Source organism: Micromonospora sp. NPDC007208, from assembly GCF_042869175.1.
Taxonomy (GTDB): Bacteria; Actinomycetota; Actinomycetes; order Mycobacteriales; family Micromonosporaceae; genus Micromonospora; species Micromonospora foliorum.
In genome coordinates this window covers 101400-118342 of record NZ_JBIAFG010000017.1, presented here as the reverse complement: position 1 = coordinate 118342, position 16943 = coordinate 101400, and the positions used below count along the sequence as shown (strand labels likewise).

The following is a 16943-nucleotide window of genomic DNA, read 5'->3' as shown; positions in this document are numbered from 1 at the left end:
CCCCGGGTGGACGGCCGGGACTCGGGGGAGAATGCCGGTATGCGGCTGGTGCTCACGGCGGACACCCACGTACCGAAGCGGGCCCGGGATTTACCCGGGCCCCTCTGGGCGGCCATCGAGGCCGCCGACGTGGTGGTGCACGCCGGCGACTGGGTGGACGAGGCGTTGCTCGACGCCATGACCGCGCGGTCGCGCCGGCTGGTCGGGGTGTACGGCAACAACGACGGCCCGGCGCTGCGCGCCCGGCTGCCGGAGGTGGCCCGGGTCGAACTCGACGGCCTGCGGGTCGCGGTGGTGCACGAGACCGGTCAACGAGCCGGTCGCGAGAAACGGTGCGCGGCCAGGTTTCCCGACGTCGACCTGCTGGTCTTCGGGCACTCGCACATCCCCTGGGACACCGAGGCGCCTGGTGGGCTGCGCCTGCTCAACCCCGGCTCACCCACCGACCGCCGCTCCCAACCCCACGCCACCTACCTCACGGCCGAGGTGCACGCGGGCAGCCTGAGCGAGGTGCGGCTGCACCGCCTGCCCCGCCCCTAACCCTCGCGCCGGGGTTACTGGCCTCGGCCCGTTTTGGCCTGGAGTTCGTCGATGCGCTTGGACGCCTCGGCCTTGGTCAGGTCGTCCGGGAGGTCGGCATGGGCTTCCCGGGCCAGCGTGTTCAGGTAGGACTCCTGTGCCGCCGTCGGCGGCTCGTCGCCGGTGACCCACTCGTCTGGGTCCTTGATCGCGGCGTTCTGGTCGGCCTGCTCGGTGCGGCGGTCCGTCATCATCATCACCCTTTCTTTCGAACAGGTGTGCCAGTACCCCGATCGCCGGTGGTTCATGCGCGAACGCCGCCACCTACGATCATCGGATGACGGTGGACCGGTCGGGTGTCGTGGTGGTCGGGGCGGGCATCGCCGGGGTGGCCTGTGCGGTCGAGCTGACCCGGGCCGGAGTGCCGGTGCAGGTCCGGGAGCGGGGGCACGTGCGCGGTGGCCGGATGGCCAGCAAACGCTTCCAGGGTCGGCCGGCGGACATCGGCGCCGCCTACTTCACCGCCACCGACCCCGACTTCGCCGCGCTTGTCGAGCAGTGGCGCGCCGCCGGGTTGGTCCGCGAGTGGACCGACACCTTCCAGGCGTACGACCGGAACGGAAGCCACGAGGTGCCGGGGCCGATGCGTTTCGCCGCCCCCCGTGGGCTGCGGTCGTTGGTCGAGCACCTGGCCGGCGCCGTGCCGGTGACCGTCGACCGGCTGGTGCTCATGGTGGAGCCCGGCCCGGTCGTGGACGGGCAGTCGTGTGCGGCGGTCGCCCTGGCCATGCCCGGTCCGCAGGCCGCCCTGCTGCTCGACCCGGCCCTGGCCGACGCCACCCGGGTCGTGCAGGCGCAACGCTGGTCGCCGTCACTGGCGGCGGTGCTGCGCTTCCCGACCCGGCGCTGGCCGGACTTCCGGGGCGCGTTCGTCAACGAGCACCCGGTCCTCAACCTCGTCTGCGACGACGGCGACCGGCGCGGTGACGGCGCTCCGGTGCTGGTCGCGCACACCGTGCCGGAGTTCGCGGCCGGGCACCTGGCCCAACCCACCGGGGCCGGCCCGGCCATCGAGCAGGCCGTCCGGGACCTGCTGGGGCTGCCCGAGCAGGCCGTCGACGTGCACGTGCACCGCTGGACGTACGCGAAGCCGACAAGCCATGCCGACGGTGCCACCCACCACCTCGACGCCGACGGGATCGGCCTGGCCGGGGACGCGTTCGGCAAGCCCCGGGTGCAGAGCGCCTGGCGCTCCGGCCGGGACCTGGGCCGCGCGCTGGCCGCCCGCCTGGCCTGAACGCAGGCGCTCAGGCGTGGCCGGCTGGCCTGAGACCCGCGCTCAGGCGTGGCCGGCTGGCTGAGACCCGCGCTCAGGCGTGGCCGGCTGCCGCGACGGGTCGCGCGTCGGCGTCCCGCTCGGCCGGGTCGGAGGTCCGCTCTCCCTCCCGGTCCAGCAGCTGCATCACCGGGGTCGCCGTGATGCCGTGCACCACGACGGAGACGAGCACCACCAGCCCGACGGTCGCCCAGAGCAGCTCGGCCTGTGGGAAGTCGGCCTTGGTGGTGGCGTACGCGAGGTAGTAGAACGAGCCGACGCCGCGGATGCCGAACAACGAGATGACCCAGTGTTCGGCCGGACGCCCCGGCGCGCCGCGCAACGACAACCAGCCGACCAGCGGCCGTACCAGGAACACCAGCGCCAGCCCGACGGCGGCCGCCGGCCAGGTCAGCGGGCCCAGCAGGCCACCCACGATCGCGCCGCCGAGCAGCAGCAACAGCACCAGGGTGAGCAGCCGTTCGACCTGCTCGGCGAAGTCGTGCAGCACCGAGTGGAACTCGTGGGTTCGCTCGGCCGCCCGAATGGCCCGGGCGGCCACGAACACCGCCAGGAACCCGTACCCGCCGACCACCTCCACCAGCCCGTACGCCAGGAACGTGGCGGCCAGCGCCAGGAAGCCCTCGGCGTGCCGGGCCAGCCGCAGCTCGCTGGGCGCGCGGAAGAACAGCTTGCCGAGCAACCAGCCGATGAGCAGGCCCCCGCCGACGCCAACGCTGATCTTCCAGAGCACGTCCACGGTGAACCACTCGGCCAACCAGTCGCTCGGGGCGAGGCTGGTCGAGGCGATGGCGATGGCCGCGTAGACGAACGGGAACGCCAGCCCGTCGTTGAGCCCGGCCTCGGAGGTCAACGCGAACCGGACCTCGTCCTCGGAGTCCTCCACGTCGGTCGGCTCGCCGACCTGCACGTCGGCGGCGAGCACCGGATCGGTGGGCGCCAGCGCGGCGCCCAACAACAGCGCGGCGGCCGGCACCAGCCCCGCCCACCACCAGCCGAGCAGGGCCACCGCCGCGATGCACAGGGGCATCGCGATCGCCAGCAGCCGCCAGGTGGACGACCACCGCCGCCAACTCAACGGCCGGTCGATCTTCAGCCCGGCGCCCATCAGCGCGACGATCACCCCGATCTCGGTGAGGTGGGTGGTCAGCTCCGGGTGGGCCAGGGGGTCCGGTGACGGCAGCCCGACCGGCAGCAGGAACACCAGCATGCCGAGGGCGAGAAAGGCGATCGGCATGGACAGCGGGCGCTGCTCCAGCACCCGCGGCAGGATGCCCGCGAGCAGAGCGCCCAGGCCCACCAGCGCGAACGCCACATCTACCGGCTCCACGGCACCACCCTTCCGCCGCACCCGCGAGGCGCGGGCAGGTGGTGAGAGACCTTGCCCCGCAAGGGCTCCGGCTATGCGCGTACGCGCCGGTGAACCCGAGTGATCCTCACCGGGGTCGGGTGAGTGGCGAGTCGGCCAGTTCGTTCAGCAGCGCGGCCGGGTCGTCGTACACCGCCACGGCACCCGCGCCGGCGAGCTCGCCGCGGCTGGTGCCACCGCAGGTCAGGCCCACGCACGGAATGTCCAACTTCCCGGCCGCGGCGACATCCCACACCGAGTCGCCGACGAAGACCACCCGCTCGGCGGCCAACCCGGACTGATCCAGCGCGGCGACCAGGATGTCCGGTGCCGGCTTGCTCTGCTGGGCGTCCGCGGAGGAGGTGACCGTGTCGATCACGTCGTCGGCGGCCAGCGCCCGACGCAGCGCGGCCACCTCGGGTTCCGAGGCGGAGGTGGCCAGCACCACCCGCATTCCCCGCTCGGCGCAGGCGCGCAACAGGTCGGCCGCCCGGGGGAGCGGCGTGAGTCGCTCCCAGTACTCGGCGTAGAGGGTGTCGTGCGCGTCGCGCAGCTTCGAGTCGGCGTCGCGGTCCCGCTCCGGGCCGAGGAGGTGGTCGAGGAGTTTGTCCGACCCCATCCCGATCGAGCGGTGCACCACCGCCATCGGCACCGGCTGATCGGTCTGGCGCAACGCCTCCCACCAGCTCACCGTGTGCAGGTAGGTGGTGTCGACCAGGGTGCCGTCGACATCGAAGAGGACCCCGGCGGGTCGGTCGGTAGCCATGGGCGTCCTCCTACCCTCGGGCGGCTCAGGGATGCGCGGCCGGCGGCGTGAGGATCTCGAACCAGACCGTGGAGCCGCGCACCGACGGGTCGGTGCCCCAGGCGTCGCTGAGTTCCTCGATCAGGCCGAGGCCGCGCCCGCGACTGCTCAACGTGTCGGTGCGGGCCCGGGTCACGGTGCCCCGGGTGCCGGAATCCGCGACCGAGACAAGCAGCCGCTCGGCGCTGAGGTCGATCTCCACCCGGGCGGCCGTGCCGGCGTGCAGCAACGCGTTCGTGGTCAGCTCGCTGGTGCAGAGCACCGCCGCCCCGATCACCGACTCGGGCACCTGCCACTCGGTGAGCTGCCCGGTCAACCAGTGCCGGACCCGGCTGGGCGCGGTCGGCTCAGCGGGCACCTCCATGCTCGCCGAACGACTCGGTTTGAGCGCGTGCTCGACCGCCAGCACGGCCACGTCGTCCTCGGTGCCGCCCGGGACCGCCGCGGTGGCCACCGCGCAGAGTGCGCGCGGGTCGCCGCTACCGGCCTTGGCGACGGCGTCGCTCAGCCCGGCCAGCCCGGCGCTCAGGCTCTGCCGGCGGCGTTCCACCACCCCGTCGCTGAACAGCAGCAGGGTGTCACCGGGACGGAACGCGACAGTCGTGGTGCCCGGCCGACCGCCCAGGCCCAGCGGCGGTCCGGCCGAGATGTCGACGTACTCGGCGTGAAACCGGCCGTCCGGGTCGCCCCGGCGGATCAGCGGCGCGGGATGACCGGCGCTGGACAGGGTCAGCTCCCGCCGCTCCGCGTCGATCACCCCGAACGCCACGGTGACGAACAGCTCGTGGGTGCCGCCCTCCGCGCCGAGGCTGGTCACCAGCCGGTCCAGGCCGGCCAGAACCGTGGCGGGCGCCGGATCGGCCAGGGCCAGCGCGCGCAGCGCGGCCCGGACCTGCCCCATCCGCGCGGCGGCCTGCACGTCGTGCCCGGCGACGTCGCCCAGCACCACGCCGAGCGAGCCGTTGGGCAGCAGGAACGCGTCGTAGAAGTCGCCCCCGGCCGCGTTGCCGTCCACGCCCGGGTCGTAGCGGGCCGCGATCCGCAATCGGGGCAGATCCGGTAGGTGCTCCGGCAACATGCTGCGTTGCAACAGCTGGGCAGTGCCGTGCTGGGTCTCGAAGCGGCGGGCCCGCTCGGCGGCCTGGCCGATCAGCTCGGCCGAGGCGGCCAGCAGCGCCCGCTCCGCGGGTGACCAGGTGTGCGGGACCTGGTAGCCGACCGCCAGCCCGCCGCGGACCACCGAGGTGCCCAGGGGCAGGGCCGCCATCGCGCGGATCTTCTGGTCGTGGCGGTCCACGGCGGTGTCCCGCAGCGGTTGCCCGTCGCGGGTGAACGACGGGCCGGCGGAGCGCGCCGCCTGCACCACGGGGGCCGACCAGTCCGCCGCCGCGCGCCGCCAGAGCGGGGGAAGCCGCTCGTCGGCCTCGTCCAGCAACTCGCCCCGGACCCGCCGCACCATCCGCCAGCCGCCGCCGCCCTCGTCGACAGCGAACGAGGCCTGGTCGGGGTCGAACGTGGTGATCGCGTACCGCAGCGCCACCCGGGCCACGTCGTCGAGGGTGAGGGTGCCGGCGAGCGCCGCCGCCACCTCGCTGAGGCTCTGCAACTGCTCGGTGACGTGGGTGGTCTCGGCCGCGACCGTCAACACGCCGACGATCCGCCCGGCGCTGTCGCGCACCGGCGAGTAGCCCCGGGTGAAGACCGCCTGCTCCACCGTCGCGGAGTGCCCGCGGACCAGCGGCAGGGTGGACTCCTTCTCCAGGAAGGGCACGCCCTGCCGGTAGCAGCGCTCGATCACCGCACCGACGCCGGGCAGCGCCCAGATCTCCGCGAACACCTCGGCGGCCGGGCGGCCGAGGGCGCTCGGGTGCTTGGTGCCCAGCAGCTCGGCGTAGCCGGCGTTGTAGAGCAGGACGAGGTCGTCGCCGTACGCGAGGGCCATCGGCATCGGCGAGGCGAGGATCAGCTCCACCACGGCCCGGAGGGCGACGTCCCAGTCGTCGGCCGGGCCCAGCGACGTGTTGGCCCAGTCATGGGCGAGCACGCCGACGGCCGACCCGGTGGGTGCGCCCGGGCCCGGAGTTGCTGGCAAGGGGACCCGCCCGACCGTTCCTGGCATGTTCGCAGCCTAGTCGGCCGACCGGAAAAGGCATCAGACCACGGCGGCGGGCCGTCACCGCGTCCGTCCCGGTGGCCGTTCGGGCAGTTCAGGGCCCCTGTCCGGAGGTCTGTCGCAAAAAACGCCGCACGCTGCGCGGAGTGCCGGACCGGTTGCCGGGTATGCGCCCGGCGCAGTCCATGCGACAGGAGGGACATCATGCTGAAAACCCTCGCGGTCCGGCAGGCCGACATCGGCGATGCCATCGCCGACACCTGGAGGTCGGTGCTGCTCTTCATCCCGAAGGCAGTGGCCTTCATCGTCATCCTCGTGGTCGGCTGGATCATCGCCAGAGCCGTCCTCAAGATCGTGGATACGGTGCTGGAACGGGTGCGTTTCGACCAGGCGGTCGAACGCGGTGGCATCAAACGGGCCCTGGAGAGAACGAAGTACGACGCCAGCGACATTCTGGCCAGACTGGCGTACTACGCCGTACTGCTGTTCACGCTGCAGTTCGCCTTCGGAGTCTGGGGGCCCAACGCGATCAGTGACCTGATCAGGGGCGTGGTGTCCTGGCTGCCGCGCGCGTTCATCGCGATCGTCATCGTGGTGGTGGCGGCCGCGATCGCCAACGCTGTGCGGGATCTGGTCACCGGGGCGTTGGGAGGGCTCTCGTACGGCAAGGTCCTGGCCGACCTGACGGCGATCTTCATCATCGCGCTCGGTGTGATCGCCGCCCTGAACCAGGTGGGTATCGCCACCACGGTGACCACGCCGGTGCTGATCGCGGTGCTCGCCACGGTGGCCGGCATCCTGATCGTCGGCGTCGGCGGTGGTCTCGTGAAGCCGATGCAGAAGCGCTGGGACGGCTGGCTGGACCGGGCTGCCCAGGAGGCTCGGGCGGTGCAGCAGCAACGTCAGGCCGCGTCGGCCGGGCGTAGCGACGTGGAGCGGCAGATGGCCGACCGCGGGGGTGACCGCACCCAGGCGATGCCTCGGGTGGACGAGACCCAGCAGTACCGCTCGTAGCGGTACGTAACGCCACGGCGGGTGGGGAGGGTGTTCCGCGTACGACGCGGAGTGCCCTCCCCTGGCGTGTCAGTCCTGGTCCAGCGCGCGAGCCAGCGCGCAGACCGCGACCAGGCGGGTGAGCAGCCACTCCGGGCGGCTCCAGTCCACCGGCCCGTTGGGCGGTGCCCACCCGTGCTCAAGGGCTGCGGTGCGTACCCCCTCTGCGTAGCCGGCGAGCGCCGCGGAGGTCAGCGGCGTGCGGTCGCCGTCGAGGCTGTCCCGGACGGCCGCCGCGTGCTGGTCGACGAGGGCCAGCAGCCCCGGTCGTGCGGCGGCGGCGGTGAGCCCGACAGTGCCCACGGAGACGGTGAGGGCGGCCAGGGTGGACCGCGCCGAGTCGACGGCGGTACGGGAGGCGACCCGGTGGAACGGCACACGCATGGTGACCGAGGCTAACCGACCGGTGACCGCGTCGCCCTCGTCCGCTCGGCGGATGTCAACTGCGCCACTGGGGCGGTCGCCGCTGGCCTGGGGGATTGATCCGGCACAGACGGGGCAGCAGGAGAAGCACCCACGGATGGCGGCACACGGCACGGAGGCACGGATGGGACAGCAGGCGGACGGACCGGACGAGCGGCACCGGCGGCCGGACGGGGTCAGCGACGCGACCGTCGCCGCGCTCGGCAAGCTCAGCGAGGCGCTGGAGTGTGTGGAGCGGGCCCGGGGCCACCTCTACTCGATGCACCAGCTGATCGGCCATGCCGACCTGATGCTCGACGACGCGGTGGAGCAGTTCCGCTCCGCCGGGCACCCGCACCTCGCCGACCGGATCGCCACGGAGCTGCGTGGCCGCAACGTCATCGCCGGACGGTGGACGTTCCAGATCGTCGAGGACTTCGACGACGGGTACCACGCGCTGTTCCGGGAGTTGGACCAGCAGGCCCGCGACGAGTTGGTGGGTGGGCGGCGCCACCTCTACGAGGCGGAGATGAAGGAACGCCGCCGTAGCCGGGGCCGGCCGGGCCACGAGGCCCGGCCGGGCGGCGAAGGCTAGTCGCTTGTCGCGTCGGCCGGGCGTCGCCGTGCCGCGTCGTCAGCGATGATCACGGTGGCCACCATCAGCGCGACGCACAGGCTGAACAGCCACGACTCGTCGCTGACGAGCCAGGCGGACACGGGGGCCTGGAGCGCGGCGAGCAGGAAGCCGAGCCAGGCGAGCCGGCGCTGACGCGTTGAGAGGATTCCGGAGCCTTGATGCATCCCGAAATTCTTACGCGAAAGGGCCGGCTTGCCGTCCTCCGATCGGCCGATTCTGGATGAGCTGTCCGTTTTCTCGACCGTACGGACACGACTTCTTTGCGCCGCGAGCAATCGGGTGCCGACGGCGCTAGGGTGCCCCTGCGGCAGGATGGTGCCTCGTGTCCACCCCGCCCGCGCGCCCCCGCGCCGCACTGCTCCTGCTGGCCTACCTCGCGTTCGTCAGTCTCGGCCTGCCCGACGGTCTGCTCGGCGTCGGCTGGCCGTCGATCCGGGGCGACTTCGACGTGCCGACCGAGGCGGTCGGGTGGGTGCTCGCCGCCGGCACCGTCGGCTACCTCACCTCCAGCGTCCTGGCCGGCTTCACGCTGGCCCGGGTCGGCGTGGGCGCCCTGCTCGCCGGCAGCACCCTGCTGGCCAGCCTGGCGCTGACCGGCTACTCGGTGAGCCCCGTGCTGGCGGTGCTGGTGGGCTGCGCGCTGCTGGTCGGGCTCGGCTCCGGCGCGGTCGACTCCGGGCTCAACGCGTACGCCGCCGGGACCTTCGGGCCCCGCCACATGAACTGGTTGCACGCCTTCTTCGGCCTCGGCGTGGCCATCGGTCCGCTGATCATGACCGGGGCGCTGAGCGCCGGGCTGACCTGGCGCTGGGGGTACGCCATCGTGGCCGCCGCCCAACTCGTCCTCGCCATGGCGTTCGTGCTCACGATGCGGGCGTGGCACCGCGACGTCCCGGCCAGCAGCGCAGCGGACGCCGTTGCCCAGGCGGTGCCCGCCGGCACGGATGGTGGGCCGGCACCGACGGTCCGGGTCCCGGTTCGGGACACGCTGCGGCTGCCGGCGGTCTGGTCGGGGACGCTCGCCTTCGTGTTGTGCGTGGCGATCGAGGTGTCCGCTGGTCTGTGGGCATTCCTGCTGCTGACCGAGGGGCGCGGGCTCAGCGCGGCGGTGGCCGGCGGCTGCGTCTCCGCGTACTGGGGCAGCCTCTTCGTCGGTCGGGTCGTGCAGGGTCTGGTGGCCGAGCGCCTGGGGGCGGGGCTGGTGCTGCGGGTCAGCCTGGCCGGAATGGCCGTCGGCGCGGCGCTGGTCGCCGTTCCCGGGCCGGCCGTCCTGGCGGTGCTCGGCCTGATCGTGGTCGGTTTCGCCGCCGCGCCGGTGTTTCCGCTGCTCACCCTCACCACCGCCGAACGGGTGGGTGCGGCGCACGCGGACCGGGCCATCGGGCTGCAGATCGGCGCCGCGGGCACCGGTGCGGCGCTCGTCCCGGCCGGGCTGGGTGTGCTGATCGGCAACACGTCGGTGCAGGTGCTGGGCTCGGCCCTGCTGGTGCTCGCGCTGGCGCTGATCGCGCTCCACGAGTGGGGCGCGCGCCGACCCACCGCCGGACCGCCTGGGCGGGCGGTGCCCGCCCAGCCCGGGAGCAGCGATCCTCAGACGTCCGGCCCGGTCCGGCCGGTGGTGGACGGGCGGTAGGCGCGCTGCGGGTCGGTGGCCTCCCGGCTGTTGCCCTGGGCCTGGCCGTCGCGGTCCGACGCGGCCGGCCCGTGTCCGAACGCCGCCTCCTCGCCAGCGTCGTTGCCCGTCACGTCGTCGGCCTGCCCGTCGAGGCTGGAGCCCGACACGGCGCGCTCCAACTCCTCCAACGGAAGCCGTTCCTCGTCCCGCCACACCCTGATGTTGTCGTCGGTCATACCTTCAGCCGTACCCGGGCACGATGATCGCAAACGGGATACGGCGATGGCCGCCGGGAGTCCGGCGGCCATCGCATGTCACTGCTCAGGTTCACGGCTGCGGACGGTCCACCTGTCCGCGCCAGGCACCGGTCTCCTGGCCACGCCGCTCGATGTAGGTCTTGAACCGCTCCAGGTCGCCCTTGGCCCGCCGGTCGACGATGCCGAGCTTGTCGCCGGCCTGCTCGACGACACCGTGCGGCTCGAACTCGAGCTGCAGGGTGATCCGAGTCTTGTCCTGGTCCAGGCGGTGGAAGGTCACCACACCGGCCTGCTGGGTGCCGTCGGTCGAGCGCCAGGCGACCCGCTCGTCGGGGAGCTGTTCGGTGATCTCGGCGTCGAACTCGCGCTTCACCCCGGCGATGTCCACCGTCCAGTGGGTCATCGTGTCGGAGAGCTGGCGGACCTCCTGCACACCCTCCATGAACTGGGGGAACTCCTCGAACTGCGTCCACTGGTCGTACGCGGTGCGCACGGGCACGGAAACGTCCACGTGTTCGGTAACGCCACTCATTGGGGAACCTCCTTCAGCCGCTGGTGGAGCCGGATCGGGGGCGATCCTGGTCACCAGCGAGTTGTCTCGTTCTTGTTGCCCAGCGCGGCCCAGACCTCGGAGACCGTCTGGTAGACGGTGCCCTCGGGCAGCCGTTCCAGCGCCGCCACGATGTCGTCCGGCGCCTCGTTCTCACGGGCGCTGGCGATGAGCACCAGACGGTCGCCCGGCAGCGCGCTCATCGAGATGAACCGGCCCAGCCGGCTGCGCTGCTCGACGTCCGTGGAGCTCATGCCCTGCGGGGTGCCGGTGCGCAGGTCGCCAGCGGGGGCCGTGGTCGTCTCCGGCTGGTCCTCGCCCGCCGGTTCGGGCACCCGCGACTCGTCGACCCGAGAGCCACCGGTCCCCGGCCCCTGTACGAGGCCGCTGACCTCCTGACTCATCTGTTCGTCGATCCTCGGTCCGTGCTTGCTGTTGCCACGCTCCATGCCTTCTGCGCTACCCGGCACCCCAGCCGATAAACCGGCACCGGGCCACGAACCGGCCCCCGGCCGGGCTCCGGACCGGACATCCGAGCCGGAAACGGAGGCTCAGTCGTCAGCGGGCCGGCGCGGCGGCAGCACCGGCTCCTCCGGGTCCGGGTCGCCGGCCTGCAACTGCCGCCCGCGCTGCACCTCGGCGTTGATCTGCACGCCCAGCATCAGCGCCGAGTTGGACAGGTAGAGCCAGACCAGGAACGCGATGGCCGCCCCGAGGCTGCCGTAGGTGGTGTCGTACGAGCCGAAGTTGGCCACGTAGAGGCCGAAGCCGAAGGAGGCCGCCGCCCAGGACACCAGGGCCACCGCGCCGCCGGGGGTGAGCCAGCGGAACCGGGGCTGGCGGACGTTCGGCGCGATCCAGAACAGCAGCGACAGCAGCACCATCATGATCATGGCGAGGACCGGCCACTTCGCCACGCTCCACGTCGTACGGGCCAGACCACCGGCGTTGATCAGGTTGCCGACCGCGTCGGTGACCGGCCCACTGACGATCAGGCCGAGGGCGACGACCGCGAGCAGCACCAGCGTGATCGCCGCCAGGCCGATCTGCAGCGGCCGGAGCTTCCAGACCGGGCGGCCCTCGGTCACCCCGTAGACGGCGTTCGAGGCCCTCGTGAACGCGCCGATGAAGCCCGACGCGGACCACAGGGCGCCGAGCAGGCCGAAACTCAGCAGCAGCTTGGGGTTGCTCTGGTCGAGCACCACGGTCCGGATCACCCGGACGACGCCGCCCTCCTCGTCGGTCAGCACCGCCCCGGCGCCCACCTGGTTGGCCAGGTCGACAACGGTGTCGACGGTCCGCTCGCCGCTGGAGACCAGGCCGACCAGGGCCACCACCACGATGGCGGACGGAAAGAGCGCCAGGACGCCGTAGTAGGTAAGCGCGGCGGCCCAGTCGGAGCAGTTGTCGTTGACGAAGTTCTGCACGCTGCGGACCAGCACCCCGCGCCACGTCCGCCAGCTCAGCTGCCGCATCCGTCGGGGCACCCGGGTGCCCGGTGTGCCGTCGAGCGTCGTACCGGGCTCCGTGGTCGTCATGCCCGCTCCCTGCGCCCCGGCCGCCGGATGACCGGTCGTCCGGTCTGGCCTGGCCCGGCGGTACCCCGATGGGGAAATCGACAAACCCACCCGGCTTCCGGCCGGCGCCGCTATGGTTTGCCGCCGCCCCACCGGGGAACGGTCACGGTGACCCTGTCGACACGGAGGAGGACGAGATGCCCGGGCGCGAGGACTTGCCCAGCACGCTGCGGCGCTCCCCGGAGAAGGCGCAGCGCACCTGGGAGAAGACGCACGACTCGGCGGTCGAGACCTACGGCGAGGGGGAGCGGTCGCACCGCACCGCCTACGCGGCGGTGAAGCACCAGTTCGAGAAGGTGGGCGACCACTGGGAGCCGAAGGGCCGCAAGGGCCCCAGCGACCAACAGGCCGCCGGTGGCGGGCCGGAACGACGGGCCCCCACGGCGGGCGGCGTGGACGCCAACGCCACCAAGGACCACCTGATGTCGGTGGCCCGCAAACTCGACGTACCCGGCCGGTCCAGCATGACCAAGCCGGAGTTGGTCACCGCCATCGAGAAGGCCAACGACCGTGCCACCCGCAAGGCCCGCGGCGACTGACGCCGCCGCACCACAACGCAACAGACGCGGTACGGGCGGACGCGCCACCCCTGCGTCCGCCCGTGCTGTTCACCAGTGCCCGCCGCCCGGTGCCTCGATGTGCACCGCCTTCGTGGCGGTGAACTCGTCCAGCAGCTCCGGGCCGTACCCGTAGCCCTGCCCGCTGGCCCGGCGCGGATGCGCGGCACCCCCCGGCGCGCCCCCGAACACCGCGTTGACCTTGACCGTGCCCACCGGCAGCTCCCGCCAGGCCCGCTGCGCGTGACTCATCGACGTGGTCAACACCGTGGCGGCCAGCCCGTACGGGGAGTCCGCAGCGCAGCGCAGCGCCTCGTCGAACGAGTCGACTACCACCACCGGGGCGACCGGCCCGAAGGTCTCCTCTCGGACCAGCGGCATGTCGTGGCGGCAGTCCGTGACGACGGTGGCCGGGTAGAACGCCCCCGGCCCGTCCGGCACCTCGCCACCCGCCAGCACCCGTGCGCCGTCCGCCACCGCGGCCGCCACCTGACCGTGCACGTGGTCGCGGTGCCGCCGGTCGACAAGCGGGCCGAGCTCGGTGCCCGGGTCCCGACCCGGCCCGACCCGCAGCGCCTCGGCGCGTCGTACCAGCGCGGCCACGAAGTCGTCGGCCACCTCACGGTGCACGTAGAGCCGCTCCACCGCCACGCAGATCTGCCCGGCGTTGGCGAACGCGCCGAGCGCGGCCTGCTCCGCCGCCCACTCCGGGTCGACGCCCGCGTCCACGATCAACGGATCGCTGCCGCCGTTCTCCAGGAGCACCTTCGCGCCGGTACGGGCCGCGGCGGCGGCGATCGACCGCCCGGTGGCCGTGGAACCCACGTGCGCCACCACGTCGACCTCCTGCGCCGCCAGCGCCGCGCCCACCTCCGGGCCGCCGGTGAGCAGCGACAACACCCCGGCCGGCAGCGCCTGGTCCAGTGCTCGGGCCAGCAGCCACCCCGTCGCCGGTGTGCGCTCACTCGGCTTGTAGAGCACCACGTTCCCGGTCACCAGCGCCGCGCCGAGCAGCCCGCAGGAGACCGCCACCGGGTCGTTCCAGGGGGTGATGGCCGCTACCACTCCGCGTGGCTGCGGAGTCAGGAAGTCCAGCGCGTCGTTCTCGCCGTTCAGCGTGCGCCCGCCGCGCAGCGGTGCCAGTTCCGCATACTGTCGCAGGGTGCCGATCCCCGCCTCGACGCCGCCGCGAGCGTCCGCCAACGGCTTGCCCATCTCCGCCGTGACCGCCGCCGCCAACTCCTCGGTGACCGCCGCCACCGCGTCCGCGGCCCGGTGCAGCGCCGCCGCCCGTTCGGCCGGCGCGGTCGCCGCCCACTGGGCCGCCGCGTTGCGGGCCGCCTGGGTCGCCTTGCCCACCTCGTCGGCCGTGGCCACCGGCACCATGCTCACCGGCGTGTCGTCCGCCGGATCACGCACGACCAGTTCGCCGCCGTCGCCGCCCGCACCCCACACCCCGCCCACCAGCTGCGCAACCGTGTACATGCGGCGCTGGATGCCCCGGCCCCGGCGAGGCAAACGCGTTTCGCCCGGTTGCGCGCCGGGTAGGCGGATCCGATGACAACCACCGCCGCGCAGAGCGCGGACGCCGTCGTCATCGGCGCCGGCCACAACGGCCTGGTCGCGGCGAACCTGCTGGCGGACGCCGGCTGGGACGTGGTGGTGCTGGAGGCGACCGCGGTGCCCGGCGGCGCCGTCCGCTCCGCCGAGGTCACCGCGCCCGGCTACCTGAGCGACCTCTACAGCTCGTTCTACCCCCTCGGGTACGCCTCGCCGGTGCTGGGCGCCCTCGACCTGGGTCGGCACGGGTTGTCCTGGCGGCACGCGCCGGACGTGTTGGCGCACCTGCTGCCGGACGGTCGGGCCGCGGTGATCAATCGGGACCCGGACGTCACGGCCGCGTCGCTGGAGCAGTTCGCCCCCGGGGACGGCAAGCGTTGGCTCAACGCGTACACCGACTGGCTCGACGTGGCCGAGCCGATGCTGGAGGCGATCACCTCGCCGTTCCCGCCGGTACGCGGAGGGCTGGGTCTGCTGCGCCGGTTGCGCGTCGCCGGGTCGCTGCGACTCGCGCGCCGGCTCGTCGTACCGGTCCGCAAGATGGGCGACGAACTCTTCGACGGTCCCGGTGGGCCGGCCCTGCTGGCCGGCTGCGCCCTGCACACCGACCTCTCCCCGGAGGAGGCCGGCTCCGGGGTGTACGGCTGGCTGCTGGCGATGCTCGGCCAGCAGGTCGGCTGGCCGGTGCCCGACGGCGGCGCGCAGCAGATCACCAACGCGCTCGTCGATCGGCTACAGGGGCGCGGCGGGGCGATCGTCTACGGTGCCCGGGCCGACCGGGTGCTCACCGCCCGGGGCCGGGCGATGGGGGTCCGGACCGTCGGCGGCGCGCTGTGGCGGGCCCGGCGGGCCGTGCTCGCCGACGTCCCGGCGCCGGCGCTCTACCTCGACCTGGTCGGCGCGGCGGCACTGCCGTCCCGGCTGGTGGAGGACCTGGCGCACTTCCGCTGGGACGGCTCCACGTTGAAGGTGGACTGGGCGCTCTCCGGGCCGGTGCCCTGGACGAACCGGCAGCTGGCCGGCGCCGGCACCGTGCACCTGGGCGCGGACCTGAACGGGCTCACCCACTACGCGAGCGAGCTGGCCCGGGGCGAGCTGCCCCGCGACCCGTTCCTGCTGGTGGGGCAGATGTCGGTGGCGGACCCGAGCCACTCCCCGCCGGGCACCGAGTCGCTGTGGTCGTACACCCACCTGCCATTCCGGCGGAACTGGCGGGCCGAGGAGGTCGCCGGGCACGTGCAGCGGATGGAGGACGTGCTGGAGGCGGCGGCCCCGGGTTTCCGGCGCCTGATCGTGGGCCGACACGTGGCCGGGCCGGCAGACCTGGAGAAGGGCAACCCGAGCCTGGTCGGTGGCGCGCTGGGCGGCGGGACCGCCGCCGCGTACCAGCAGCTCTTCCTGCGCCCGATCCCTGGCCTGGGCCGGGCGGACACCCCGGTGGACCGGCTCTTCCTGGCCAGCGCGTCGGCGCACCCCGGCGGCGGTGTGCACGGCGCACCGGGCGCGAACGCGGCCCGTGCGGCGCTGGCCCGCGACCGCGCGCTCACCGGCCGCGCCTACGCCGCAGCCATCGCCACCGCCCACCGCGCCATCTACCCCGCCTAGTCCACCACCCCCGCCGCCCACCGCACCCCAACCCCGCCGCCCGCCCCGCCCCGCCGCCCGCCCCGCCGCCCCGTGGATCAAGGAGTTGTGGTGGGTGACAAAGCGCCCGGCGGGGTGGCAAACGGGCACCACAAGTCCATGATCGACCGCGTGGTGGGGCGGGGTGGGGTGGGGTGGGGATTCAGCGGGTTATGTTGCGGTGTTTGCTGCGGAGGCGGAAGGGCATGAGCGCGCTCTCCACCTTGGTCGCGGTGGTCATCTTGGAGACGCCGTCGCGCCGCTCCTCGAAGCGGATCGGCACCTCCAGGATGGTGTGCCCCAGCTTGGTGGCGAGGTAGTGCATCTCCACCTGGAAGCTGTAGCCGTTGGACTGCACGCGCTCCAGGTCGATGTCGCGCAGGGCGTCGGCCCGCCAGATCTTGAAGCCGGCGGTGAGGTCCCGGATGCGTACCCGCAGCAGGGTGTGCACGTAGAGGTTGGCCCAGCCACTGAGCGCCCGGCGGTAGAGCGGCCAGTTTTCGTCCAGCTCGCCGCCGGGCACGTAGCGGGAACCGATCACCACGCTGGCCTGGGTGGAGAGCAGCGCGCCGAGCATCCCCGGCAGCGCCTCCGGCGGGTGCGAGAGGTCGGCGTCCATCTGCGCCACGTACTCGGCGCCGCCTTCGATCGCCCGGGTCATCCCGTCCACGTACGCGCGGCCGAGGCCCTCCTTGCCGGCGCGGTGCACGACCTCGATCCGGTCGGGGTGCTCGATGGCCAGCTTGTCCGCCACCTCCCCGGTGCCGTCGGGGGAGTTGTCGTCGGCGACGAGGATGCGCAGCCCCGGCAGCGGCAGTGCGAGCAGCCGCTCGACCAGCGCCGGGAGGTTGCCCGCCTCGTTGTACGTGGGCACGACGACGGTCAGGCGTGCGTCCCGCCACGGCGACGGCAACTGCACCGGCTTGATCATGTCGGTCATCCTCGGTTTGCGGACAAGGGTCATGGAAAGGGTATCCAGTTCCCGCATTCG

At 73.1% G+C, this 16943-nt stretch carries 19 protein-coding genes; 7 read left to right on the top strand and 12 right to left on the bottom strand.

Features of this window, described 5'->3' with window-relative positions; all coding sequences use genetic code 11:
- Nucleotides 1–39: 39 nt before the first annotated feature.
- The gene (locus ACFYL6_RS27540; RefSeq protein ID WP_387175563.1) at nt 40–540 is read left to right on the top strand and encodes a metallophosphoesterase family protein; all 501 of its coding nucleotides are present in this window, start codon (nt 40–42) and stop codon (nt 538–540) included.
- Nucleotides 541–554: 14 nt separating this feature from the next.
- On the opposite strand, the gene ACFYL6_RS27535 is transcribed toward ACFYL6_RS27540, so the two are convergent.
- Nucleotides 555–773: a DUF3072 domain-containing protein gene (locus ACFYL6_RS27535; protein WP_387175643.1), complete on the bottom strand. Its 219-nt coding sequence runs from the start codon at nt 771–773 to the stop codon at nt 555–557.
- Nucleotides 774–856: 83 nt separating this feature from the next.
- Here ACFYL6_RS27535 and ACFYL6_RS27530 point away from each other — a divergent pair, with 83 nt between their 5' ends.
- Nucleotides 857–1816, top strand: coding sequence for an NAD(P)/FAD-dependent oxidoreductase (locus tag ACFYL6_RS27530; RefSeq protein ID WP_387175561.1), 960 nt, complete (start codon nt 857–859; stop codon nt 1814–1816).
- Nucleotides 1817–1889: 73 nt separating this feature from the next.
- Here ACFYL6_RS27530 and ACFYL6_RS27525 read toward each other — a convergent pair whose 3' ends face one another.
- The 3 genes from ACFYL6_RS27525 to ACFYL6_RS27515 all read right to left on the bottom strand — a co-directional run bounded on the left by ACFYL6_RS27525 (nt 1890) and on the right by ACFYL6_RS27515 (nt 6127).
- Complete coding sequence (locus tag ACFYL6_RS27525; RefSeq protein WP_387175559.1) at nt 1890–3185, bottom strand: cation:proton antiporter; 1296 nt, start codon at nt 3183–3185, stop codon at nt 1890–1892.
- A 106-nt stretch (nt 3186–3291) separates the two neighbouring features.
- Nucleotides 3292–3969, bottom strand: coding sequence for an HAD family hydrolase (locus ACFYL6_RS27520; RefSeq protein ID WP_387175556.1), 678 nt, complete (start codon nt 3967–3969; stop codon nt 3292–3294).
- Nucleotides 3970–3994: 25 nt separating this feature from the next.
- Nucleotides 3995–6127 carry a SpoIIE family protein phosphatase gene (locus tag ACFYL6_RS27515; RefSeq protein WP_387175554.1) on the bottom strand — a complete coding sequence of 711 codons (2133 nt, stop codon included), beginning with the start codon at nt 6125–6127 and terminating at the stop codon, nt 3995–3997.
- A gap of 198 nt (nt 6128–6325) precedes the next feature.
- Here ACFYL6_RS27515 and ACFYL6_RS27510 point away from each other — a divergent pair, with 198 nt between their 5' ends.
- The gene (locus ACFYL6_RS27510; protein WP_387175552.1) at nt 6326–7135 is read left to right on the top strand and encodes a hypothetical protein; all 810 of its coding nucleotides are present in this window, start codon (nt 6326–6328) and stop codon (nt 7133–7135) included.
- A gap of 69 nt (nt 7136–7204) precedes the next feature.
- Here the strand turns inward: ACFYL6_RS27510 and ACFYL6_RS27505 are convergent, their stop codons facing one another.
- Nucleotides 7205–7558 carry a DUF6401 family natural product biosynthesis protein gene (locus tag ACFYL6_RS27505; RefSeq protein WP_387175550.1) on the bottom strand — a complete coding sequence of 118 codons (354 nt, stop codon included), beginning with the start codon at nt 7556–7558 and terminating at the stop codon, nt 7205–7207.
- 163 nt (nt 7559–7721) lie between these two features.
- On the opposite strand from ACFYL6_RS27505, the gene ACFYL6_RS27500 reads away from it, so the two are divergent.
- On the top strand, nt 7722–8171 hold the full coding sequence (locus tag ACFYL6_RS27500) for a hypothetical protein (protein WP_387175548.1): 450 nt from the start codon (nt 7722–7724) through the stop codon (nt 8169–8171).
- On the opposite strand, the gene ACFYL6_RS27495 is transcribed toward ACFYL6_RS27500, so the two are convergent.
- Entirely contained in the window at nt 8168–8377 is a 210-nt protein-coding gene (locus ACFYL6_RS27495; protein ID WP_238660529.1) for a hypothetical protein, read from the bottom strand. The two genes, ACFYL6_RS27500 and ACFYL6_RS27495, sit on opposite strands and share 4 nt — an antisense overlap.
- 158 nt (nt 8378–8535) lie before the next feature.
- Here ACFYL6_RS27495 and ACFYL6_RS27490 point away from each other — a divergent pair, with 158 nt between their 5' ends.
- The gene (locus ACFYL6_RS27490) at nt 8536–9846 is read left to right on the top strand and encodes an MFS transporter (protein ID WP_387175545.1); all 1311 of its coding nucleotides are present in this window, start codon (nt 8536–8538) and stop codon (nt 9844–9846) included.
- On the opposite strand, the gene ACFYL6_RS27485 is transcribed toward ACFYL6_RS27490, so the two are convergent.
- From ACFYL6_RS27485 to ACFYL6_RS27470, 4 genes are all read right to left on the bottom strand, one after another.
- Complete coding sequence (locus ACFYL6_RS27485; RefSeq protein WP_357224662.1) at nt 9804–10064, bottom strand: hypothetical protein; 261 nt, start codon at nt 10062–10064, stop codon at nt 9804–9806. The two genes, ACFYL6_RS27490 and ACFYL6_RS27485, sit on opposite strands and share 43 nt — an antisense overlap.
- 91 nt (nt 10065–10155) lie before the next feature.
- Nucleotides 10156–10617 carry an SRPBCC family protein gene (locus tag ACFYL6_RS27480; protein ID WP_387175542.1) on the bottom strand — a complete coding sequence of 154 codons (462 nt, stop codon included), beginning with the start codon at nt 10615–10617 and terminating at the stop codon, nt 10156–10158.
- Between the two features lie 50 nt (nt 10618–10667).
- Nucleotides 10668–11084 (bottom strand): DUF2795 domain-containing protein, encoded by a 417-nt coding sequence (locus ACFYL6_RS27475; RefSeq protein WP_088947320.1) that lies wholly within the window; start codon nt 11082–11084, stop codon nt 10668–10670.
- A 102-nt stretch (nt 11085–11186) separates the two neighbouring features.
- Nucleotides 11187–12173 (bottom strand): YihY/virulence factor BrkB family protein, encoded by a 987-nt coding sequence (locus ACFYL6_RS27470; protein ID WP_387175540.1) that lies wholly within the window; start codon nt 12171–12173, stop codon nt 11187–11189.
- 176 nt (nt 12174–12349) lie between these two features.
- Here ACFYL6_RS27470 and ACFYL6_RS27465 point away from each other — a divergent pair, with 176 nt between their 5' ends.
- Entirely contained in the window at nt 12350–12751 is a 402-nt protein-coding gene (locus tag ACFYL6_RS27465) for a ChaB family protein (RefSeq protein WP_387175538.1), read from the top strand.
- Between the two features lie 69 nt (nt 12752–12820).
- Here the strand turns inward: ACFYL6_RS27465 and ACFYL6_RS27460 are convergent, their stop codons facing one another.
- A complete protein-coding gene (locus ACFYL6_RS27460) occupies nt 12821–14254 on the bottom strand; it encodes an aldehyde dehydrogenase family protein (RefSeq protein ID WP_387175536.1) in 1434 nt (477 codons plus the stop codon).
- A gap of 72 nt (nt 14255–14326) precedes the next feature.
- Here ACFYL6_RS27460 and ACFYL6_RS27455 point away from each other — a divergent pair, with 72 nt between their 5' ends.
- Nucleotides 14327–15934 (top strand): phytoene desaturase family protein, encoded by a 1608-nt coding sequence (locus tag ACFYL6_RS27455; RefSeq protein ID WP_387175534.1) that lies wholly within the window; start codon nt 14327–14329, stop codon nt 15932–15934.
- 181 nt (nt 15935–16115) lie between these two features.
- Here the strand turns inward: ACFYL6_RS27455 and ACFYL6_RS27450 are convergent, their stop codons facing one another.
- Complete coding sequence (locus ACFYL6_RS27450; RefSeq protein WP_387175532.1) at nt 16116–16883, bottom strand: polyprenol monophosphomannose synthase; 768 nt, start codon at nt 16881–16883, stop codon at nt 16116–16118.
- Nucleotides 16884–16943 lie beyond the last annotated feature (60 nt).

Bases quoted from the DNA above. Each gene is read 5' to 3' on its own strand.
- ACFYL6_RS27530 (WP_387175561.1), top strand. From the start codon at position 857: ATGACGGTGGACCGGTCGGGTGTCGTGGTGGTCGGGGCGGGCATCGCC.
- ACFYL6_RS27510 (WP_387175552.1), top strand. From the start codon at position 6,326: ATGCTGAAAACCCTCGCGGTCCGGCAGGCCGACATCGGCGATGCCATC.
- ACFYL6_RS27505 (WP_387175550.1), bottom strand. From the start codon at position 7,558: ATGCGTGTGCCGTTCCACCGGGTCGCCTCCCGTACCGCCGTCGACTCG.
- ACFYL6_RS27480 (WP_387175542.1), bottom strand. From the start codon at position 10,617: ATGAGTGGCGTTACCGAACACGTGGACGTTTCCGTGCCCGTGCGCACC.
- ACFYL6_RS27470 (WP_387175540.1), bottom strand. From the start codon at position 12,173: ATGACGACCACGGAGCCCGGTACGACGCTCGACGGCACACCGGGCACC.
- ACFYL6_RS27450 (WP_387175532.1), bottom strand. From the start codon at position 16,883: ATGATCAAGCCGGTGCAGTTGCCGTCGCCGTGGCGGGACGCACGCCTG.
- ACFYL6_RS27465 (WP_387175538.1), top strand. From the start codon at position 12,350: ATGCCCGGGCGCGAGGACTTGCCCAGCACGCTGCGGCGCTCCCCGGAG.
- ACFYL6_RS27500 (WP_387175548.1), top strand. From the start codon at position 7,722: ATGGGACAGCAGGCGGACGGACCGGACGAGCGGCACCGGCGGCCGGAC.
- ACFYL6_RS27485 (WP_357224662.1), bottom strand. From the start codon at position 10,064: ATGACCGACGACAACATCAGGGTGTGGCGGGACGAGGAACGGCTTCCG.
- ACFYL6_RS27460 (WP_387175536.1), bottom strand. From the start codon at position 14,254: ATGTACACGGTTGCGCAGCTGGTGGGCGGGGTGTGGGGTGCGGGCGGC.
- ACFYL6_RS27540 (WP_387175563.1), top strand. From the start codon at position 40: ATGCGGCTGGTGCTCACGGCGGACACCCACGTACCGAAGCGGGCCCGG.
- ACFYL6_RS27520 (WP_387175556.1), bottom strand. From the start codon at position 3,969: ATGGCTACCGACCGACCCGCCGGGGTCCTCTTCGATGTCGACGGCACC.
- ACFYL6_RS27475 (WP_088947320.1), bottom strand. From the start codon at position 11,084: ATGGAGCGTGGCAACAGCAAGCACGGACCGAGGATCGACGAACAGATG.
- ACFYL6_RS27455 (WP_387175534.1), top strand. From the start codon at position 14,327: ATGACAACCACCGCCGCGCAGAGCGCGGACGCCGTCGTCATCGGCGCC.
- ACFYL6_RS27535 (WP_387175643.1), bottom strand. From the start codon at position 773: ATGATGACGGACCGCCGCACCGAGCAGGCCGACCAGAACGCCGCGATC.
- ACFYL6_RS27515 (WP_387175554.1), bottom strand. From the start codon at position 6,127: ATGCCAGGAACGGTCGGGCGGGTCCCCTTGCCAGCAACTCCGGGCCCG.
- ACFYL6_RS27495 (WP_238660529.1), bottom strand. From the start codon at position 8,377: ATGCATCAAGGCTCCGGAATCCTCTCAACGCGTCAGCGCCGGCTCGCC.